General features: G+C 63.9%; 20 protein-coding genes. 6 read left to right on the forward strand and 14 right to left on the reverse strand.

Features of this window, described 5'->3' with window-relative positions; all coding sequences use genetic code 11:
- Nucleotides 1-10: 10 nt before the first annotated feature.
- Together N551_RS0107115 and N551_RS0107120 are read right to left on the reverse strand one after the other, a co-directional pair.
- Nucleotides 11-397, reverse strand: a complete 387-nt coding sequence (locus N551_RS0107115; protein ID WP_027566362.1) for a hypothetical protein — start codon at nt 395-397, stop codon at nt 11-13.
- A 156-nt stretch (nt 398-553) separates the two neighbouring features.
- On the reverse strand, nt 554-1,345 hold the full coding sequence (locus N551_RS0107120) for a hypothetical protein (RefSeq protein WP_027566363.1): 792 nt from the start codon (nt 1,343-1,345) through the stop codon (nt 554-556).
- A 116-nt stretch (nt 1,346-1,461) separates the two neighbouring features.
- On the opposite strand from N551_RS0107120, the gene N551_RS0107125 reads away from it, so the two are divergent.
- Nucleotides 1,462-2,496 carry an aspartate-semialdehyde dehydrogenase gene (locus N551_RS0107125; RefSeq protein WP_027566364.1) on the forward strand — a complete coding sequence of 345 codons (1,035 nt, stop codon included), beginning with the start codon at nt 1,462-1,464 and terminating at the stop codon, nt 2,494-2,496.
- Nucleotides 2,497-2,611: 115 nt separating this feature from the next.
- Here N551_RS0107125 and N551_RS0107130 read toward each other — a convergent pair whose 3' ends face one another.
- On the reverse strand, nt 2,612-3,256 hold the full coding sequence (locus N551_RS0107130; protein WP_027566365.1) for a carbonic anhydrase: 645 nt from the start codon (nt 3,254-3,256) through the stop codon (nt 2,612-2,614).
- A 111-nt stretch (nt 3,257-3,367) separates the two neighbouring features.
- On the opposite strand from N551_RS0107130, the gene N551_RS0107135 reads away from it, so the two are divergent.
- On the forward strand, nt 3,368-4,249 hold the full coding sequence (locus N551_RS0107135) for a CoA ester lyase (protein ID WP_027566366.1): 882 nt from the start codon (nt 3,368-3,370) through the stop codon (nt 4,247-4,249).
- 89 nt (nt 4,250-4,338) lie between these two features.
- Here N551_RS0107135 and N551_RS0107140 read toward each other — a convergent pair whose 3' ends face one another.
- Nucleotides 4,339-5,310: an AraC family transcriptional regulator gene (locus N551_RS0107140; protein ID WP_027566367.1), complete on the reverse strand. Its 972-nt coding sequence runs from the start codon at nt 5,308-5,310 to the stop codon at nt 4,339-4,341.
- Between the two features lie 524 nt (nt 5,311-5,834).
- On the opposite strand from N551_RS0107140, the gene N551_RS0107145 reads away from it, so the two are divergent.
- Entirely contained in the window at nt 5,835-7,511 is a 1,677-nt protein-coding gene (locus N551_RS0107145) for a PAS domain-containing methyl-accepting chemotaxis protein (protein WP_027566368.1), read from the forward strand.
- 129 nt (nt 7,512-7,640) lie between these two features.
- On the opposite strand, the gene N551_RS0107150 is transcribed toward N551_RS0107145, so the two are convergent.
- From N551_RS0107150 to N551_RS0107165, 4 genes are all read right to left on the reverse strand, one after another.
- Nucleotides 7,641-8,060 (reverse strand): hypothetical protein, encoded by a 420-nt coding sequence (locus N551_RS0107150; protein WP_027566369.1) that lies wholly within the window; start codon nt 8,058-8,060, stop codon nt 7,641-7,643.
- Between the two features lie 271 nt (nt 8,061-8,331).
- Nucleotides 8,332-9,117, reverse strand: coding sequence for a hypothetical protein (locus N551_RS0107155; RefSeq protein ID WP_027566370.1), 786 nt, complete (start codon nt 9,115-9,117; stop codon nt 8,332-8,334).
- Nucleotides 9,118-9,197: 80 nt separating this feature from the next.
- Nucleotides 9,198-9,803, reverse strand: a complete 606-nt coding sequence (leuD, locus tag N551_RS0107160) for a 3-isopropylmalate dehydratase small subunit (RefSeq protein ID WP_018459795.1) — start codon at nt 9,801-9,803, stop codon at nt 9,198-9,200.
- Nucleotides 9,804-9,892: 89 nt separating this feature from the next.
- Nucleotides 9,893-10,294, reverse strand: coding sequence for a metallopeptidase family protein (locus N551_RS0107165; RefSeq protein ID WP_027566371.1), 402 nt, complete (start codon nt 10,292-10,294; stop codon nt 9,893-9,895).
- Between the two features lie 155 nt (nt 10,295-10,449).
- On the opposite strand from N551_RS0107165, the gene N551_RS0107170 reads away from it, so the two are divergent.
- The 3 genes from N551_RS0107170 (at nt 10,450) to N551_RS0107180 (ending at nt 11,740) form a co-directional block, all read left to right on the forward strand.
- The gene (locus tag N551_RS0107170) at nt 10,450-10,731 is read left to right on the forward strand and encodes a hypothetical protein (protein WP_027566372.1); all 282 of its coding nucleotides are present in this window, start codon (nt 10,450-10,452) and stop codon (nt 10,729-10,731) included.
- Nucleotides 10,732-10,772: 41 nt separating this feature from the next.
- Nucleotides 10,773-11,030: a hypothetical protein gene (locus N551_RS0107175; protein ID WP_027514972.1), complete on the forward strand. Its 258-nt coding sequence runs from the start codon at nt 10,773-10,775 to the stop codon at nt 11,028-11,030.
- A 155-nt stretch (nt 11,031-11,185) separates the two neighbouring features.
- Nucleotides 11,186-11,740, forward strand: a complete 555-nt coding sequence (locus N551_RS0107180; RefSeq protein WP_027566373.1) for a hypothetical protein — start codon at nt 11,186-11,188, stop codon at nt 11,738-11,740.
- 122 nt (nt 11,741-11,862) lie between these two features.
- On the opposite strand, the gene N551_RS0107185 is transcribed toward N551_RS0107180, so the two are convergent.
- The 6 genes from N551_RS0107185 to rpsP form a co-directional block, all read right to left on the reverse strand.
- Complete coding sequence (locus N551_RS0107185) at nt 11,863-12,072, reverse strand: hypothetical protein (protein WP_027566374.1); 210 nt, start codon at nt 12,070-12,072, stop codon at nt 11,863-11,865.
- Between the two features lie 95 nt (nt 12,073-12,167).
- Nucleotides 12,168-13,574: a 3-isopropylmalate dehydratase large subunit gene (gene leuC, locus N551_RS0107190; RefSeq protein WP_027566375.1), complete on the reverse strand. Its 1,407-nt coding sequence runs from the start codon at nt 13,572-13,574 to the stop codon at nt 12,168-12,170.
- Nucleotides 13,575-13,899: 325 nt separating this feature from the next.
- Nucleotides 13,900-14,286: a 50S ribosomal protein L19 gene (rplS, locus tag N551_RS0107200; RefSeq protein ID WP_007598824.1), complete on the reverse strand. Its 387-nt coding sequence runs from the start codon at nt 14,284-14,286 to the stop codon at nt 13,900-13,902.
- 110 nt (nt 14,287-14,396) lie between these two features.
- Nucleotides 14,397-15,152: a tRNA (guanosine(37)-N1)-methyltransferase TrmD gene (gene trmD, locus N551_RS0107205; protein WP_027566376.1), complete on the reverse strand. Its 756-nt coding sequence runs from the start codon at nt 15,150-15,152 to the stop codon at nt 14,397-14,399.
- A 117-nt stretch (nt 15,153-15,269) separates the two neighbouring features.
- Nucleotides 15,270-15,827 carry a ribosome maturation factor RimM gene (gene rimM, locus N551_RS0107210; protein ID WP_027566377.1) on the reverse strand — a complete coding sequence of 186 codons (558 nt, stop codon included), beginning with the start codon at nt 15,825-15,827 and terminating at the stop codon, nt 15,270-15,272.
- A gap of 9 nt (nt 15,828-15,836) precedes the next feature.
- Entirely contained in the window at nt 15,837-16,169 is a 333-nt protein-coding gene (gene rpsP / locus N551_RS0107215; RefSeq protein WP_007598827.1) for a 30S ribosomal protein S16, read from the reverse strand.
- Nucleotides 16,170-16,172 lie beyond the last annotated feature (3 nt).

Here is a 16,172-nt window from a genome sequence, read left to right on the forward strand (position 1 = left end):
TAATTCCGCCTCAGTACAGCGGGAAATTCTGCGGATAGCCGCCAACATCCTGCGGCGTACTCAGCGGCTGGCGATCGATCGGGCGGTTGAGATTTTCGCGCGCGAAGGTCGGATAGCCCACCGCCGGCGGAAAGGCATAGTCGGAGAACTTGCGGTCGCCCGGATTGACCTCGGTGCCGCCGTCGAGCCAGGAGCGCTTGCTCACATAGATGCGGGTGCGGCCCTGCTGGTAGCTCGCATTGGGGCCGCTCGGGCCGTAATAGTGACGGCCGCTGTCATAGCGCTGCTTCTTGGTGTCGGCCGAGGCGGGTGTCGCGAAGGCTGAGGACATGGCAATCACGGCGCCGGCCGCAAGCCACATCGCCAGTTTGTTCGCGGCAGAGAAATTCGAGCTCATCACGTCCCCTTCAGGCGGCAAGCCGCCAATCAATTTCACCCTCATACTAACCCGGCCGGGGCGGCTGCAACTAGGTCTATTGGGTCACACCAGCGCTGAATAATCGTGCGCGCCGGCAAAAGTTGCATGGATACAGCCACTTGAGCTTGATGCCGGTCAGAGCGCGCCGCGCAATTGCGCATTGGCGGCGCCGAGCAGCCAGTCCGACGTGCCCGGGAGCGTGCAGGGGCGGCGCTTCAGCTCCGCATGTGCGAACAATTCGGCCAGCCTCGGCTCGTTGCCCGAGGTCAGCAGCGTCAGCCGGTTCAGCGTGCAGGCGATCGCGGCGCGCCGGGCGGGCGGGCTGTCGCCCTGGCAGGAGAATCCGGAGATCTGGAGCGCCGGCTCCTCGCTGCGCTTGAGGTAGCCGAGGCAGGCCCGCGCGCCCTCCGCCGTGCCGGTCGGCTGGAATAGCGCGACGGGGCCGAATTTCGTGTCGATCAGGCCGGCTTGCTCCAGCGGGGTCGCGGTGCCCAGTCCCATCCGGACGGCCAGATCGGCGGCGGCCGGACGGGTGACGTCGAATTCGCCGCCCTCGCGATAGATTTCGAGCTCGGCCATGGCCTTGTCCGCCTCGCCCGCCCAGCGCATCACGTCCCTGCGGCCGCCTTCGGGGTGCCTCAAGATAGTGTAAGAGGCTGTTTTTTCTGACGAATCGAGCCGGCTGAGGGCGAAGGCCGGAGGCGAGCGGTCGGCCACGGCCCAACCCGGCTTCAGCGCTGGCTCATCGTCGTCGCGCAAGGTTGGCAGCTGGCCGAGTGCCGCAAGGCCGAGGATGGCAAACAGCACCAAAGCCCCCACATAGGCGAACAGGCGCGCCAGCGTGCCGACGACCTCGTCGGCGAAGGCTGCAAGCGCCAGATGGATCTGGGTGGGGGTTGTGGCCGTGCTGGCCTCGGGCGACTGCATCCACGTCCCTAAGGCATGGTCCAACGTTGTCTTGAGGCCGGTTCTCGCATAGAAGCGCTGCTCTTCCTGTTTAAGCCTCAGCTTCAGGAAAGAGCTTTTTCGTCGGAGAGTGAACGATGGGTTACAAAGTCGCAGTCGTCGGCGCGACCGGCAATGTCGGACGGGAAATGCTCAACATTTTGGATGAGCGCAAATTCCCCGCGGACGAGGTGGTGGCCCTGGCCTCACGCCGCAGCATGGGCGTCGAGGTCTCCTACGGCGACCGCACGCTGAAGGTCAAAGCGCTCGAGCATTACGACTTCTCCGACGTCGACATCTGCCTGATGTCGGCCGGCGGCGAGGTGTCGAAGGAATGGTCGCCGAAGATCGGCGCCGCCGGCACGGTCGTGATCGACAATTCCTCGGCCTGGCGCATGGATCCGGACGTGCCGTTGATCGTGCCGGAAGTGAATGCGGACGCCACCGCGGGCTTCAAGAAGAAGTACATCATCGCCAACCCGAACTGCTCGACCGCGCAGCTCGTGGTCGCGCTCAAGCCCTTGCACGACAAGGCGACGATCAAGCGCGTCGTGGTCTCGACCTATCAATCGGTGTCGGGCGCCGGCAAGGACGCGATGGACGAATTGTTCTCGCAGACCAAGGCCGTCTACACCAACCAGGAGCTGGTCAATAAGAAGTTTCCCGCGCGCATCGCCTTCAACGTCATCCCCCAGATCGACGTCTTCATGGAGGACGGCTACACCAAGGAAGAGTGGAAGATGATGGCGGAGACCAAGAAGATTCTTGATCCCAAGATCAAGCTCTCCGCGACCTGCGTGCGCGTGCCTGTCTTCGTCGGCCATTCCGAGGCCGTCAACATCGAGTTCGAGAACCCGATCAGCGTGGACGAAGCGCGCGACATCCTGCGCAAGGCGCCGGGCTGCCTCGTCATCGACAAGCATGAGCCCGGCGGCTACGCCACGCCGTATGAAGCCGCCGGCGAGGACGCCACCTATATCAGCCGTATCCGCGAGGACGCGACGGTGGAGAATGGTCTCGTGCTGTGGTGCGTATCGGATAATCTACGCAAGGGCGCCGCGCTCAATGCCATCCAGATCGCGGAAGTCCTGATCAACCGCAAGCTGATCAGCGCGAAGAAGAAGGCGGCGTAAGCCGTGCTGCCGTAGGGTGGGCAAAGGCGCGAAGCGCCGTGCCCACCATCTCTCCACGATCGCGATAGAAGTGGTGGGCACGTTACGCTTTGCCCACCCTACAAGAGCTGCGGACCTACGCCACGCTTCGCGCGTTCCTGAATTCCTTCGCCGCCTTGTCCAGCACGAACAGCGATCCCTCCGCGACGCCGAAATAGGCGCCGTGGGTCTGCATCTGACCGCTCTCGACCGCCTTCTGCACGAACGGGAAGGTCATCAGGTTTTCCAGGCTGCGGAACACCGCGGCCTTCTCGATGCGCTCGACGAATTGCGCCATGGTCTCGTGGTCGCGCTGCTCCACCACTTCGCCAGGCTTGATGAACATCTGCATCCATTTGCCGATGAAGTCGCCGGGCGTGAGCGGCTCGATCTTGTCGACGAAAGCACGGATGCCGCCGCACTGGGCGTGCCCGAGCACCACGATGTGCTTCACCTTCAGCACCGTCACGGCATACTCCAGCGCCGCCGAGACGCCATGCGCGTTGCCGTCGGGCTGATACACCGGCACCAGATTGGCGATGTTGCGGACCACAAAGAGTTCGCCCGGCCCGACGTCGAAGATCACCTCGGGCGAGACGCGGCTGTCGCAACAGCCGATCACCATGACTTCAGGGAATTGCCCCTTCACCGACAGCTCGCGGTAGCGGGTCTGCTCGGTCGGCAGCCGCTGGGTGGCGAAGGCCTTGTAGCCTTCCAGCAAATGCTCTGGGAATGTGGTCATGGCCTATGCCTAATCATATACCGCTGGGACGAACAAGCCTTTCGAATAGGCAGGCTAGGTGCTATCGGCTTCGGTCGGAAGTGAGACGAGGAAAACGGAAGGAACGCTTGCATGACCCGCCCGCGCCGCAGCCATCTGTTCATGCCCGGCTCCAACCCCCGCGCGCTGGAAAAGGCGCGTAATCTCGCTGCCGACGGCCTGATCCTCGATCTGGAAGACTCCGTCGCGCCCGACGCCAAGGCGGTGGCGCGCGACGGCATCGCGGCCGCAATCGCAGCCAAAGGTTTCGGCAAGCGCGAGATCCTGATCCGGACCAACGGCCTCGACACGCCCTGGTGGGCCGACGATGTCGCGATGGCGGCGAAGGCCTCCCCGGACGGCATTCTGGTTCCAAAGGTTTCAAGCGTCGAAGACCTCGACACGATCGGCCGCCGTCTCGCCGAGCTCGGCGCGGCGCCGACCGTAAAAGTCTGGGCCATGATCGAGACCGCACGCGCGGTGCTGCATGCCGAGGAACTGGCGGCCGAGGGGCGCGATCCAGCGCGGCGCCTGTCAGGCTTCGTGTTCGGCCCGAACGACATCTCGCGCGAGACGCGCATCAAGATGCTGCCGGGCCGCGCCGCGATGATCCCGATGATCACCCATTGCGTCCTGGCGACGCGCGCCCATGGCCTCGAAATCCTCGACGGGCCCTACAGCGACATCGCCAATTCCGACGGTTTCGCCACCGAATGCGCGCAAGGCCGCGATCTCGGTTTTGACGGCAAGACGCTGATTCACCCCTCGCAGATCGAAGCCTGCAACGCGATCTTCACCCCGCCCGAAGAGGAAGTCGCGCGCGCGCGAAAGATCATCGCCGCGTTCGAATTGCCGGAGAACGTCTCGCGCGGCGCGATCCGTCTCGACGGCGCCATGGTGGAGCGGCTGCATGCCGACATGGCCCGGCGCACGATCGAGATCGCGGATGCGATTGCGGCGATGGGGAAGGGCTGAGGGACGTCACCTGCCCGCTGCTGACTTCGACATGATGCTCGCGGCTTGCGGCCGCGCTTTGCTGCGAATCCAGGAACTGCGTCGTCGCGTCACTGTCTCCGTCTCGCATTCTTCAGCGTTTCGGATGGCAGCTCACCGACCGCTCGCCGATATTCCGATGCAAAGCGGCCAAGATTTTGAAAGCCACATTTGAACGCGACGGCAACGACGCTGGTCTGCTCATCCGGATGTCGCAAGAGCTCCGTCGCCCGCTGAAGCCGGAAGCGTCGCGCGCACTGGCCCGGTGATCCCCGCCCCGCCTCGGAGAATTCCCGATAAATCGTCCGCACGCTGACGTTGGCGATTGCGGCAATCTTCTCCAGATCGATTGGTTCGTCCCAATGAGCCTCGATGTAGGATTCGACGATGTCGATGACGGACCGGTTGGCGCCCGGCGCCGGGCCCTGAAGCCGATCGGTGAAATTGTGCCGGTGCGCCAGAAGGATTCGAACCATCAACGCCCGCTCAAGTTCGCCGATGGCTATGGGTGAGTAGTCCTGGCCGAACCTGTCCAACTCCTCCGCAAATCTGAAGACGTCCTGACGAACATAAGTCATCACCGCCGGATCGGATTCGCCCGGGGCGAAACGCAGCTCCATGTCGCTATCATCGCCCAGGATTGTCTTTAGCAACCGCTCGAGTGCGCCGGCATCGATCCTCAGCACCAATTGGCGATAGCCCGGCGCAAACTCGAGGTCCAGCCTGGCGTCTCCGGAGATGATCGGACTGAAGGCCCCAATTGGCCCGCTGCTCCCTTTGGTGCTGAAGCTCGCAGCCCCTTGGATGGAGAAGAGCTGGCGGAGAACTTGCGATTCAGGAAAGGAGAGCGACGCCGCACCTTCGTAGCCGCAGAAGGCGAGGCCGATTGATTGCAAGCGAGCAAAATTGGCCTGGATACCGAACTCGCGGCCATGCTTGTCGAAACGGTCTGCGCCATATTCGGCGAATAGGCGGTCGCGCGCGAACTCGCTGTCGCGGGACTTAAGCAACGGATACCGGTCGAGATAGGAGACGGCGCCCAAATCAGAATCCTCTAAGGCTCAAATTACTGTATCGCCATTCGGGCGCTACCAATTGGGATTCCGTGGCATGACCCGCGGACGTCGTTGACGCTTGCCGGAGCGTGAACCTGCACGCGAAGTTCGAGCCGCTGCGACAAATTGTCTGGAGAGCCGACGCAATGCCTAAACGTTTTTCTTGCGCCAACGGATCACCCCGAGCCGAGGTGAGGGCGATCGATGCCGGCCCGTTGCCGAATACCGATAACGATCTTGGGCCGGCGTCCGCAATTCAGGCGCGATGGCCTCCTCGGCGTCTGAGCGAGGCTCGGGATGTCTCCGTCCGGCTATCGCTTTGGCAGAATCCGGCCATTGTGTCTTCGGTCGGACAAATGCCCTGATAATTCGATTCGTGTACCTCCTTCAGGTGCTGGGTCGCACAGCGGACACACAGTTGGTCCTCTCGAGATTCCGAGCGAAACCATGAATGCTGCAATCGTTTGGAAGCGCATGCGCTGCAGGCGAAGCATCAATTTCGGAGCGATGAAATGTTCGGTCGTAAATCCCGCGTCGATGCACAAGCTCAGATTGAGGCAATCGGCCGCTCACAAGCCATGATCGAATTCAACCTTGATGGGACGATCATCACGGCCAATAAGAACTTTCTCGATGCGCTCGGCTATCGGCTCGACGAGATCCAGGGCAAGCATCACTCCATGTTCGTGCCGGCCGACCAGCGCGACAGCACCGAGTACAAGGCGTTCTGGGCTGCATTAAACAGTGGCGAGTATCAGGCGCGCGAGTTCAAGCGGATCGCGAAGGGCGGCCGCGAGGTCTGGATCGAAGCATCCTACAATCCCGTGCTCGACGGCAACGGCAAGACAGTGATGGTCGCCAAGATTGCGACCGACATCACCGAGAAGAAGATCCGCAGCATGGCGGACGCTTCGAAGATCGCCGCCGTTGGCCGGGCCCAGGCCGTAGTCGAGTTCAAGCTCGACGGCACCATCGTCACTGCCAACGAGAATTTCTGCAAGGCGCTTGGCTATTCGTTGCCCGAAATCGAGGGCAAGCATCACAGCATGTTCATCGCCGAGGCCGAGCGCAACGGCACGGCCTATCGCGAGCTCTGGGCCAAGCTCAACCGCGGCGAATACCAGGCGGGCGAATTCAAGCGGATCGGCAAGGGCGGCCGCGAGGTCTGGATCCTCGCCTCCTACAATCCGCTACTCGACGAGAACGGCAAGCCGTTCGGTGTCGCCAAGTTCGCGACCGACGTCACGGCGGAGAAGCTGAAGAATGCCGACCTTGCGGGCCAGATCGCGGCCATCGAGAAGGCCCAGGCCGTGATCGAGTTCAACATGGACGGCACGATCGTCACCGCGAACGAGAACTTCCTCGGCGCGCTCGGCTATTCGCTGGGGGAGATCAAGGGCAAGCACCACAGCATGTTCGTGGAGCCGTCGGAGCGCGATGGCAACGGCTATCGCGAGTTCTGGGCGGCGCTCAACCGCGGCCTGTACCAGGCGGCCGAATACAAGCGCATCGGCAAGGGCGGCAAGGAGGTCTACATCCAGGCCTCCTACAACCCGATCATGGATCTCAACGGCAAGCCGTTCAAGGTCGTGAAATATGCGACCGACGTCACGAAGCAGGTGCTGGTCCGCATGGGCAACGAGCGCGTTCGCGGCATGATGGAGTCTGTTGCCGCAGGCTCCGAGGAGCTGAACGCCTCAGTGCGCGAAATTTCGGAAGCCATGACCAAATCCCGCGATACCGCGATGAGCGCGGTGGATCAGGTCGCCGCCGCCGACGCCCAGGCCCAGCGCCTCACCGAAGCAGCGCTGGCGATGAGCGGGATCGTCGAGCTCATCAACAACATCACCGGCCAGATCAACCTCCTGGCCCTTAACGCCACCATCGAATCCGCCCGCGCCGGCGAAGCCGGTCGGGGCTTTGCGGTGGTGGCCTCGGAGGTCAAGAGCCTCGCTAACCAGGCCAAGCAGGCCACTGACAAGATCGGCGCCGAGATCGGCAGCCTCAACGGCATCTCCGGCGACGTCGTCACTGCGCTTGCTTCGATCAAGACGGCCATCAACAACGTCAGCGAATATGTGACGTCGACGGCCGCGGCCATCGAAGAGCAAAGCACCGTGACAAACGAGATGTCGACCAGCATGCAGCGCGCCGCAGCGGAAGCCGCGGCGATGGCCAGCAGTGCCTGATCTGCGCAGACCGCGTTGACGGTTTGTTACGGGATTTGGAAGGCCGGCAGTCGAGCGCCAGCCGGACGGCTGGCAGCCCTGGAGAGCGGCGCTATCCGTTCGCCCGCCGGCGCAGAAGATCTGCGTGCCTTAGCGATGCGCGTGATCCGCCCGATCGAGCGACTCCAGCGTCGACGCATTGGCGCAGAAGCCGTGGTAGTTCTGCACGGCGGTGCCGTCGGCCAGCTCGCGATCGCACTGACCCTTGTGGCTGCAAAGCGCGCAGACCCGCTCCATGTCGCGCAGCAGCAGCGGATGCGCGCGGCCGAGCCCTTCGGCGCTGATGCCGAGCTGCTCCAGCATCTTCGGCAATTCGTCGGCGGCGTGCTTGCCGTGGCGAACCAGCTCTTCGAGATCGTCAGGCGCGATCCGCAAGTCTTGCGCGATGCGATCGAAATCGGCGCGGTCGAGCTGCCGGATCTCGTTCAGCTCGCGGCGATGCTTCAGCCAGCTTGCAAAGGACTCGATGAGGTCCTGGACAATGGGATAAGGCCTGGTTGCGGTGCTCATGCGAAGCTCCATTCGAACGGCGGAATTGGAGCGAGATTAGGCACAATGGTGCAGGTGCGCGTTGCGCTGGATCAAATAGCGATGAGGGAGCCCCGAGCTCCGCTGCACCTCTCCCGCTTGCGGGAGAGGTCGGCGCGCCCGGGCGATGCGAAGCATCGCTCCGCGCGCCGGGTGAGGGCTCTCTCCTCTAGGGGATTGTCCCGTTGTGGAGACACCCTCTCCTCAACCCTCTCCCGCAAGCGGGAGAGGGAGCGCACCTCTTGCGCGGCAGTCAGCCGAACCGCTCCGCCGCCCACGCATACAGGCTGCCCGGGATCGGCTTCTCAGCCCCGCGGCCCTTTGGCGAGATGTGCAGGCCGATGATGTCGCGGTCGGTGACCAGGCCGAGATAGTTCGAGGGATCGAAGAACAGTTTTGGCTCGGCATGCACGGCGTAGAACGACTGCTTCGGCAATGCGCAGTGCAGCTCGCCGGTGCGGCGCGCGAGCGCGGTGAGTGCCGCCGGCCCGAAGATCGCAACGCGGATGTCGGAGAGGCGGTTCGAGCCGCCGCGCAGGCGGCGCATCGCAAACGTGACGCGATGGCGCAGCGACAGCCAGTTCGGCGTCAGCTCCTCCTGCTCCATCAGCTCTTCGAAAGCGGCAACGATGCCGTGTTCGGATGGGAGGTAGATCACGGAATTGCCGAGCTGGCGTGGCCGCTCCCACGCAAAGTAGGGCTTTGCCGGATTGATCTCGACGGATTTGAGCAGCAGCACATCGGCGTCGAGCCAGAGGCCGAGGCCTTTTGCCATCAGCTTCATGCGGAAGAAGTCGCTGAACTGAAGCGTGGTCCAGTCGCGCCAGTTGCCGTCCGGCTGCGGCGGTCGCAATCGTTCGGAGAACGCATGCGGCAGGATCGCTTCGGCATCCGCGTTGCCGACGCCGGCGGGCAGGCCGGGAATGGTGTCGAAACTGTAGACCGTGACCTTGTGGCCGGCAGCCAGCTGCGAGCGCAGGCAGGTCTGGCGCAGGGCGTCCATTGGGCCGTGCCAGAAGGTGACGATGTCGGGCAGCATGGCGCAAGCTATAGAGGACAACGCTGGCAAAGAAAAAGCCCCGGCGCTGTCAGCGCCAGGGCTCAAACAAAAACTCGAGATCAGGCCCAGGCGCGTTCGCGCTTGAGCTTGTCCTCATAGGTGTCGATCGAGGCCTTCTTCTCCATCGTCAGGCCGATGTCGTCGAGGCCGTTGATCAGGCAGTGCTTGCGGAACGGGTCGATCTCGAACTTGACCTTGCCGCCGTCGGGACCGCGGATCTCCTGGTTCGGCAGGTCGATCGTCAGCGTCGCGTTGGCGCCACGCTCGGCGTCGTCGAACAGCTTGTCGAGGTCTTCCTGGGCAACGCGGATCGGCAAAATGCCGTTCTTGAAGCAGTTGTTGTAGAAGATGTCGCCGAACGAGGTCGAGATCACGCAGCGAATGCCGAAGTCGAGCAGCGCCCAAGGCGCGTGCTCGCGGCTCGAGCCGCAGCCGAAATTGTCCCCGGCGACCAGCACCTTCGCATTGCGATAGGCGGGCTGGTTGAGGACGAAATCCGGATTCTCGCTGCCGTCGTCCTTGTAGCGCTGCTCGGAGAAGAGCCCCTTGCCAAGGCCGGTGCGCTTGATGGTCTTGAGGTACTGCTTCGGAATGATCATGTCGGTGTCGACATTGATGATCTTCAGCGGCGCCGCGACGCCTTCCAGCGTGGTGAACTTGTCCATGGTTGCGCTTTCCCGGGGTGGTCTAGGGAACCGGTATTTATCGCGATCGGGGCGGAAATCCTAGGCCGAATTCGGCAGATCTCGTCTGCCTAACCGGGCTCTTGAGCCTCGATCGCAGTCATATCGTCGTCCGACAGGCCGAAATGATGACCGATCTCGTGGATCAGGACGTGGCGGACGATATGGCCGAGGCTTTCGTCGTGCTCGGCCCAATAGTCCAGGATCGGCCGGCGGTAGAGCCAGACCATGTTGGGCAGCCGCGCCATGTCGCCAAAACTCTGCTGCGGCAGGCCGACGCCTTGGAACAGGCCGAGCAGGTCGAACTCGCTCTCGCATGCCATCTCGTCCAGGACTTCCTCGGTCGGGAAGTCGTCGACGCGGATGATCACGCCCTCGCACAGCCTTCGAAACTCCGCCGGCAGGCGTTCGAACACTTCGTGCGCCATCGCTTCCATCTCGGCCAGCGAGGGCGCTTTCAATTCCGTCCACATGGGCTTGTCATAGCGTGGGTTTCGCGGCGATGCATCCGGCTTTATAAGCGCGACGAGGTTGACGGGCGCCGTCAAAACGGGGAGCGTAGGGCCTCGAAGTGGACGTTCAAATGGGCGGAAAAATGCGAGCGAAAACAGCGCTGACGCTACTGTGCATGGGGTTGTTTTCGCAGTTTTGCGTTGGCGCGGAGGCCCAGACCGCGGCTCCCGGCATCAGGCTCGCCCAGGCGGCCTCACGAAACGATCTCCCGCCGCCGCGCAAGCGGGCCCCGGCGCGCCTGCGCGTCACGCCCTATTACAGTCCGGATGGCGTCTATCCCCGTTACAATCCCGGTCCCGATGCGGTCCGCGAGTGCAACGCCACCTATGTGCAGGAATATCGCCCGAGCGGCACGGTGATCGTGCCGCATATGAGCTGCTACTGGCGCCGGGGCTGATACGAGCGCGATGCCGTCGCGCGCCTGAGGCGGAGGTCTTCATGACGAGATGGTTCGCATTGGCGGTTGCCGTCGGGCTTGCCGCAGGCCTGCCTCACGCGTCCGCTGCGCACAGGGTGACGAAGCTGCCCGACGCGTCGGCCGGGCGCGCGGTGTTCGACGGGCGCCGACATGTGCGGTCCGACGTTGTGCGATACGCCCCGCGTCCGGATCCGCATTACTACGCGCGGCCGGTCTACTACCGTCCTTATCCTTACGGCGTGCCGGCGCCGTTCGTGCTCGGCTTCGGGCCATGGTGACGACGTCGCGGCGCGACGCCGGGCCCGTCGTTCATTCATGAGGCATTCACGTCGCTGTCCCTAATTTAATCTTGGGAGCGACTGCCAATGAACAGGGATGACGCGCGCCGGGAGCGAGCGTCGCAACTCCGCTGTCCAGATTCAGGGAGAAGTCGATGCTGAGAATATTGGGTCTCAGGGCAAGCCCGATGCGCTTGCTCGGGATTGCGGCTGCTGCGACGCTGATGCTGTCGGCCGGGACCACGCGTCCTGCCGAGGCGATGACCCCGATCAATCCGACGGCGTTGCCTGCGGCGAAGGCCGCAAGTGGCGATGTGATCCCGGTTCGCCACGGCGGCGGCGGCGGTGGACATGGTGGTGGCGGTCATGGCGGCGGCTTCCACGGTGGAGGCGGCTTCCACGGTGGCGGAGGGCATATCGGTGGCTTCCGCGGCGGTGGTTTCCACGCGGGTGGCTTCCGCGCCGCGCCCGCCTTTCATGGCGGCGGCTATCGCTACGGCGGAGTTCGCCACTATGGCGGAGGCGGATTCCATCGCTACGGCATCTATCGCCCCGCCTATTACGGCCATCGCCATTTCCACCGGCGCTACTATGGCGGCTACTATCCCTATTACAGCCATCCGCGCCGCTGCCGGGTCATCTGGACCTATTACGGCCCGCGCCGCGTCTGCCGCTGGCATCGCTGGCACCATCCGTACCGCTATTGGTGATGTGAGTTGCTGCTAGCTCCGCACGCGTCATGGCCGGGCTTGTCCCGGCCATCCACGTTATTGGGCTTGTGCAGAAAGTTCGTGGATGCCCGGGACAAGCACGGGCATGACGGGGATGTGGCCTAAATCCAATCCTTCAGTTTCCAGGTCGCCGACGTCCAGCGCGTGAGGTTCTCCAGCTTCCATTGCTTGAACATCGCCGGCGGCCAGCGGCTGAGCTTTGAGGTCTCCTCGACCTCGGGCTTGGCGACCATGCGCAGCGGTGCCGCGCGCCGCCGGTGCTGGGGCGTCGCCGCGCTGATCAGATCGACATATTCAGGCTTGCCGGCCATGAGCTCCTGTCCTCGCAAAACCCTCGCGAGGACGCAGTGTCGGCGCTGCCGATTAACGGCGGTTTGCCGCGATCGCTCAAATTGCAGGGAGCGGCTTACCGCCACTCCCTGATGTCGACGAAGTGACCCGCGATCGCAGCGGCTGCGGCCATCGCCGGCGACACCAGATGGGTGCGGCCCTTGAAGCCCTGGCGGCCCTCGAAGTTGCGGTTCGAGGTCGAGGCGCAGCGCTCTTCCGGAGCCAGCTTGTCGGGGTTCATCGCGAGGCACATCGAGCAACCGGGCTCGCGCCATTCGAAGCCGGCCTTGATGAAGATCTTGTCCAGACCTTCAGCCTCGGCCTGCTCCTTCACGAGGCCGGAGCCCGGCACGACCATGGCGTTGACGCCGCCTGCGACCTGCTTGCCTTCCGCGATCTTGGCGGCGGCGCGCAGATCCTCGATCCGGCCGTTGGTGCAGGAGCCGATGAAGATGCGGTCGAGCTTGATGTCGGTGATCTTCGTCCCCGCGGTCAGGCCCATGTATTTCAAGGCACGGTGCTTGGAGAGACGCTTGGCCTCGTCCGCGATCTTGTCGGGATCGGGCACGCTGCCGGTGACCGAGATGACGTCCTCAGGCGAAGTGCCCCAGGTCACGATCGGCGGCAGCTTCGCTGCATCGAGCCGCAGCTCGTGGTCGAAATGCGCGCCCTCGTCCGAGCGCAACTTCTCCCAGTAACGCATCGCGGCGTCCCAATCCGCGCCCTTCGGTGCCTTCGGGCGGCCGCGCAAGAAGTCGAACGCCTTCTGGTCCGGCGCGACCAGGCCGGCGCGCGCACCGCCTTCGATCGACATGTTGCAGACCGTCATGCGGCCTTCCATGCTGAGCGCACGAATCGCGTCGCCGGCGTATTCGAGCACGTAGCCGGTGCCGCCCGCGGTGCCGATCTCGCCGATGATCGCGAGGATGATGTCCTTGCCCGTCACGCCATCCGGCAATTTGCCGTCGACGGTGACGCGCATGTTCTTCGCCTTCTTCTGGATCAGCGTCTGCGTCGCCAGCACATGCTCGACTTCCGACGTGCCGATGCCGTGCGCGAGCGCGCCGAACGCACCATGCGTCGAGGTGTGGCTGTCACCGCAGACGATGGTGGTGCCGGGCAGCGTGAAGCCCTGCTCGGGACCGATGACGTGGACGACGCCCTGACGCTTGTCGAACTCGTCGTAATATTCGATGCCGAATTCCTTGGCGTTGTCGGCCAGTGCCTTGATCTGCTCGATGCTTTCAGGGTCGGGGTTCGGCTTGGTGCGGTCGGTGGTCGGCACGTTGTGATCGACGACGGCCAGCGTCTTCTCGGGCGCGTGGACCTTGCGGCCGGTGGCGCGCAGGCCTTCGAACGCCTGCGGTGAAGTGACCTCGTGCACCAGATGGCGATCGATATAGAGCAGGCAGGTGCCGTCCTCGGCTTCGTGCACCAGATGGTCGTTCCAGATCTTGTCGTACAATGTGGTCGGCTTGGACATGAGCGTCAGCTCCAGGAATGTTGTGTAGAGCGGGTTGCGCGGCTGGCGCGCGGGGCAACAAAATCGTCAGCGCAGCTTTTAGGCTGCGCGCGTAAGCTCTGACGTTGCCGAGGTCGCGAAGCGTCCGAAGAACCGGCCGGGCAGCCGCGAGCGATCGTCGATGATGACGCGCTTGACGGGCGAGAGGCTGGTCAAATCTGGAAACATTCCAAGAATATATAGCAGGCCGAACTGAAATCGCGAGGGCTTTGACGCGCACGGCTGACGCAACAAAAAAGCGCGGGGTTTGGCCCCGCGCTCTCGGTAACTCGCCTGTAAGCGGAGCTTACTCGTTGACGGCAGCAGCCGGGCGGTCCTGCTTCTTCTCGACGATGCGGGCCGACTTGCCGCGAAGGTTGCGGAGGTAATAGAGCTTGGCGCGACGCACCTTGCCGCGGCGCACCACCTTGATCGAGTCGATCATCGGCGACATCACCGGGAACACGCGCTCCACGCCTTCGCCGTACGAAATCTTGCGCACCGTGAAGCTCTCGTTGAGACCGCCGCCGGAACGGCCGATGCAAACGCCTTCATAGGCCTGCACGCGGGTGCGGTCGCCTTCGACGACCTTCACGTTGACGATCACGGTATCGCCGGGACCGAATTCCGGAATCTCCTTGTTGGCGGAGAGCTTGTCGAATTGCTCTTTTTCGAGCTGTTGGATCAGGTTCATGGGTAAATCTCCATCGGCGCGCCCAGCCTTGGAAAACGGGGGCTGCGCGAAATTCGTTTATCCAGCCATTGCGGATGTGGCCGCTGCTATAAGGCAAGCCGGAGCGTTTGTCACCCGTCTGTCTTGTTTTTTGGCGTTTTTTGGCGTCCGGCCCGATTCGGGACTTTGCTCGGGATCTGGGCCCACAAATCCGGTCGCCGGGCCGCCGTCAGGGCCTCGGATTCCGCCCGCCGCCAGCTGGCGACCTTGGCGTGGTCGCCGGAGGTCAGGATCTCCGGGATCGGGGTCCCCTCGAACAGCTGCGGCCGGGTGTATTGGGGGTACTCGAGGAGGCCGTCGGAGAAGCTTTCCTCGGTTCCCGAGGCTTCCTTGCCCATCACCCCGGGCATTAGCCGAACACAGGCGTCGATCAGGGCCAGGGCCGCGATTTCGCCCCCGGAGAGCACGTAATCCCCGATCGAGACCTCCTCCAGACCCCGCCCGTCGATCACCCGCTGGTCCACTCCCTCGAACCGCCCGCAGACGATCAGGGGACCCGGACCCTTGGCGAGCTCCAGGACGCGGGCCTGGGTCAATGGCCGACCCCTCGGGCTCATCAGCAGTTTCGGCCGGTCCGGGCCAATCCCGGCGGCATCGATGGCTGCCGCCAAAACATCGGCCCGTAGCACCATGCCCGGCCCGCCGCCGGCCGGGGTGTCATCGACGCTGCGGTGGCGGTCGGTTGCCGAGGCCCGGATGTCCCGCGCCTCCAACTCCCAGAGCCCGCCAGCCAGCGCCCGGCCGGCCAGGCTCACGCCCAGTGGCCCGGGAAACATCTCCGGAAACAGCGTCAGCACCGTCGCGCGCCAGGGTGAGGAGGTGGTCATTGGATCTCAATTATTGTCGTCCCGGACAAGCAGAGCGCAGATCCGGGACCCATAACCACCGCACTTCGTTTTGCGACGGCTGGAGCGATCAGCTTAGCCAAAAATTCTGGCCTGTGGTTATGGGTCCCGGCCTTCGCCCGGACGACTCGGGGAGGAATCCTCCTCCGTGTCCTCTGCCTCGATTTCCTGCGGCAGCGCGATCACGACGCGGCCGCCTGCGATGTCGACCTCCGGCACCACCGCGTCCGTGAACGGCAGCAGCAGCGTGGTGCCTGTGGGCGGCGCGATCTCGATGATGTCGCCGGCGCCGAAATTGTGGATCGCGAGCACGCGGCCGAGCGCATCGCCGGCCGTGGTGACGGCGGCGAGCCCGATCAGATCGGTGTGGTAATATTCGCCCTCGTCCGTCGCGGGAAGTTTTTCGCGCGCGACGTAGAGCTCGATGCCGTTGAGGCGCTCGGCCTCATCGCGGGTCGTGACGCCCTTGAACGTCGCAACCAGATGATCCTTGGCCGCGCGCGCCGTTGCAACCTCGAACTGGCGCTTGCCGTCCTTGGACGAGAGCAGACCGTAGCTCCGCACGGCAAAGGGATCTTCGGTGAAGGTCCACAGTTTGACCGCGCCGCGCACGCCATGCGCGGCGCCGATCCGCGCGACGCAGACCAGCGCCGGCATGATCTCGCCTTAACCCTTCGCGGCGGCTTCGGCCTGCGCCTTGCGCTCCTTGCGCGGCACGGCCTTCTCTGGATTGTTGCGCACTTCGCGCTTCTTGACGCCGGCAGCGTCGAGGAAGCGCGACACACGGTCCGACGGCTGCGCGCCCTTGGCGAGCCAGGCCTTCACCTTGTCCATGTCGAGTTTCAGCCGGGTCTCGTTGTCCTTCGGCAGCAGCGGGTTGAAATAGCCGAGACGCTCGATGAAGCGGCCATCGCGGGGGAAGCGCGAATCGGCGACGACGACGTGATAGACGGGGCGCTTCTTGGTGCCGGCGCGGGCGAGACGGATAACGACGGACATCTA

The organism is Bradyrhizobium sp. URHA0013, from assembly GCF_000518345.1.
In the GTDB taxonomy this organism is placed as follows: domain Bacteria; phylum Pseudomonadota; class Alphaproteobacteria; order Rhizobiales; family Xanthobacteraceae; genus Bradyrhizobium.

Excerpts from the sequence above, each read along its gene's own strand:
- rpsP (WP_007598827.1), bottom strand. The coding sequence starts at position 16,169 with ATGTCCGTCGTTATCCGTCTCGCCCGCGCCGGCACCAAGAAGCGCCCC.
- N551_RS0107185 (WP_027566374.1), bottom strand. The coding sequence starts at position 12,072 with ATGGCCGGCAAGCCTGAATATGTCGATCTGATCAGCGCGGCGACGCCC.
- leuD (WP_018459795.1), bottom strand. The coding sequence starts at position 9,803 with ATGGACAAGTTCACCACGCTGGAAGGCGTCGCGGCGCCGCTGAAGATC.
- N551_RS0107150 (WP_027566369.1), bottom strand. The coding sequence starts at position 8,060 with ATGAGCACCGCAACCAGGCCTTATCCCATTGTCCAGGACCTCATCGAG.
- N551_RS0107125 (WP_027566364.1), top strand. The coding sequence starts at position 1,462 with ATGGGTTACAAAGTCGCAGTCGTCGGCGCGACCGGCAATGTCGGACGG.
- N551_RS0107120 (WP_027566363.1), bottom strand. The coding sequence starts at position 1,345 with ATGCAGTCGCCCGAGGCCAGCACGGCCACAACCCCCACCCAGATCCAT.
- N551_RS0107115 (WP_027566362.1), bottom strand. The coding sequence starts at position 397 with ATGAGCTCGAATTTCTCTGCCGCGAACAAACTGGCGATGTGGCTTGCG.
- rimM (WP_027566377.1), bottom strand. The coding sequence starts at position 15,827 with ATGCCGGCGCTGGTCTGCGTCGCGCGGATCGGCGCCGCGCATGGCGTG.
- rplS (WP_007598824.1), bottom strand. The coding sequence starts at position 14,286 with ATGAACCTGATCCAACAGCTCGAAAAAGAGCAATTCGACAAGCTCTCC.
- N551_RS0107180 (WP_027566373.1), top strand. The coding sequence starts at position 11,186 with ATGCTGAGAATATTGGGTCTCAGGGCAAGCCCGATGCGCTTGCTCGGG.
- N551_RS0107145 (WP_027566368.1), top strand. The coding sequence starts at position 5,835 with ATGTTCGGTCGTAAATCCCGCGTCGATGCACAAGCTCAGATTGAGGCA.
- N551_RS0107135 (WP_027566366.1), top strand. The coding sequence starts at position 3,368 with ATGACCCGCCCGCGCCGCAGCCATCTGTTCATGCCCGGCTCCAACCCC.
- trmD (WP_027566376.1), bottom strand. The coding sequence starts at position 15,152 with ATGACCACCTCCTCACCCTGGCGCGCGACGGTGCTGACGCTGTTTCCG.
- N551_RS0107155 (WP_027566370.1), bottom strand. The coding sequence starts at position 9,117 with ATGCTGCCCGACATCGTCACCTTCTGGCACGGCCCAATGGACGCCCTG.
- N551_RS0107130 (WP_027566365.1), bottom strand. The coding sequence starts at position 3,256 with ATGACCACATTCCCAGAGCATTTGCTGGAAGGCTACAAGGCCTTCGCC.
- N551_RS0107170 (WP_027566372.1), top strand. The coding sequence starts at position 10,450 with ATGGGGTTGTTTTCGCAGTTTTGCGTTGGCGCGGAGGCCCAGACCGCG.
- N551_RS0107165 (WP_027566371.1), bottom strand. The coding sequence starts at position 10,294 with ATGTGGACGGAATTGAAAGCGCCCTCGCTGGCCGAGATGGAAGCGATG.
- leuC (WP_027566375.1), bottom strand. The coding sequence starts at position 13,574 with ATGTCCAAGCCGACCACATTGTACGACAAGATCTGGAACGACCATCTG.
- N551_RS0107175 (WP_027514972.1), top strand. The coding sequence starts at position 10,773 with ATGACGAGATGGTTCGCATTGGCGGTTGCCGTCGGGCTTGCCGCAGGC.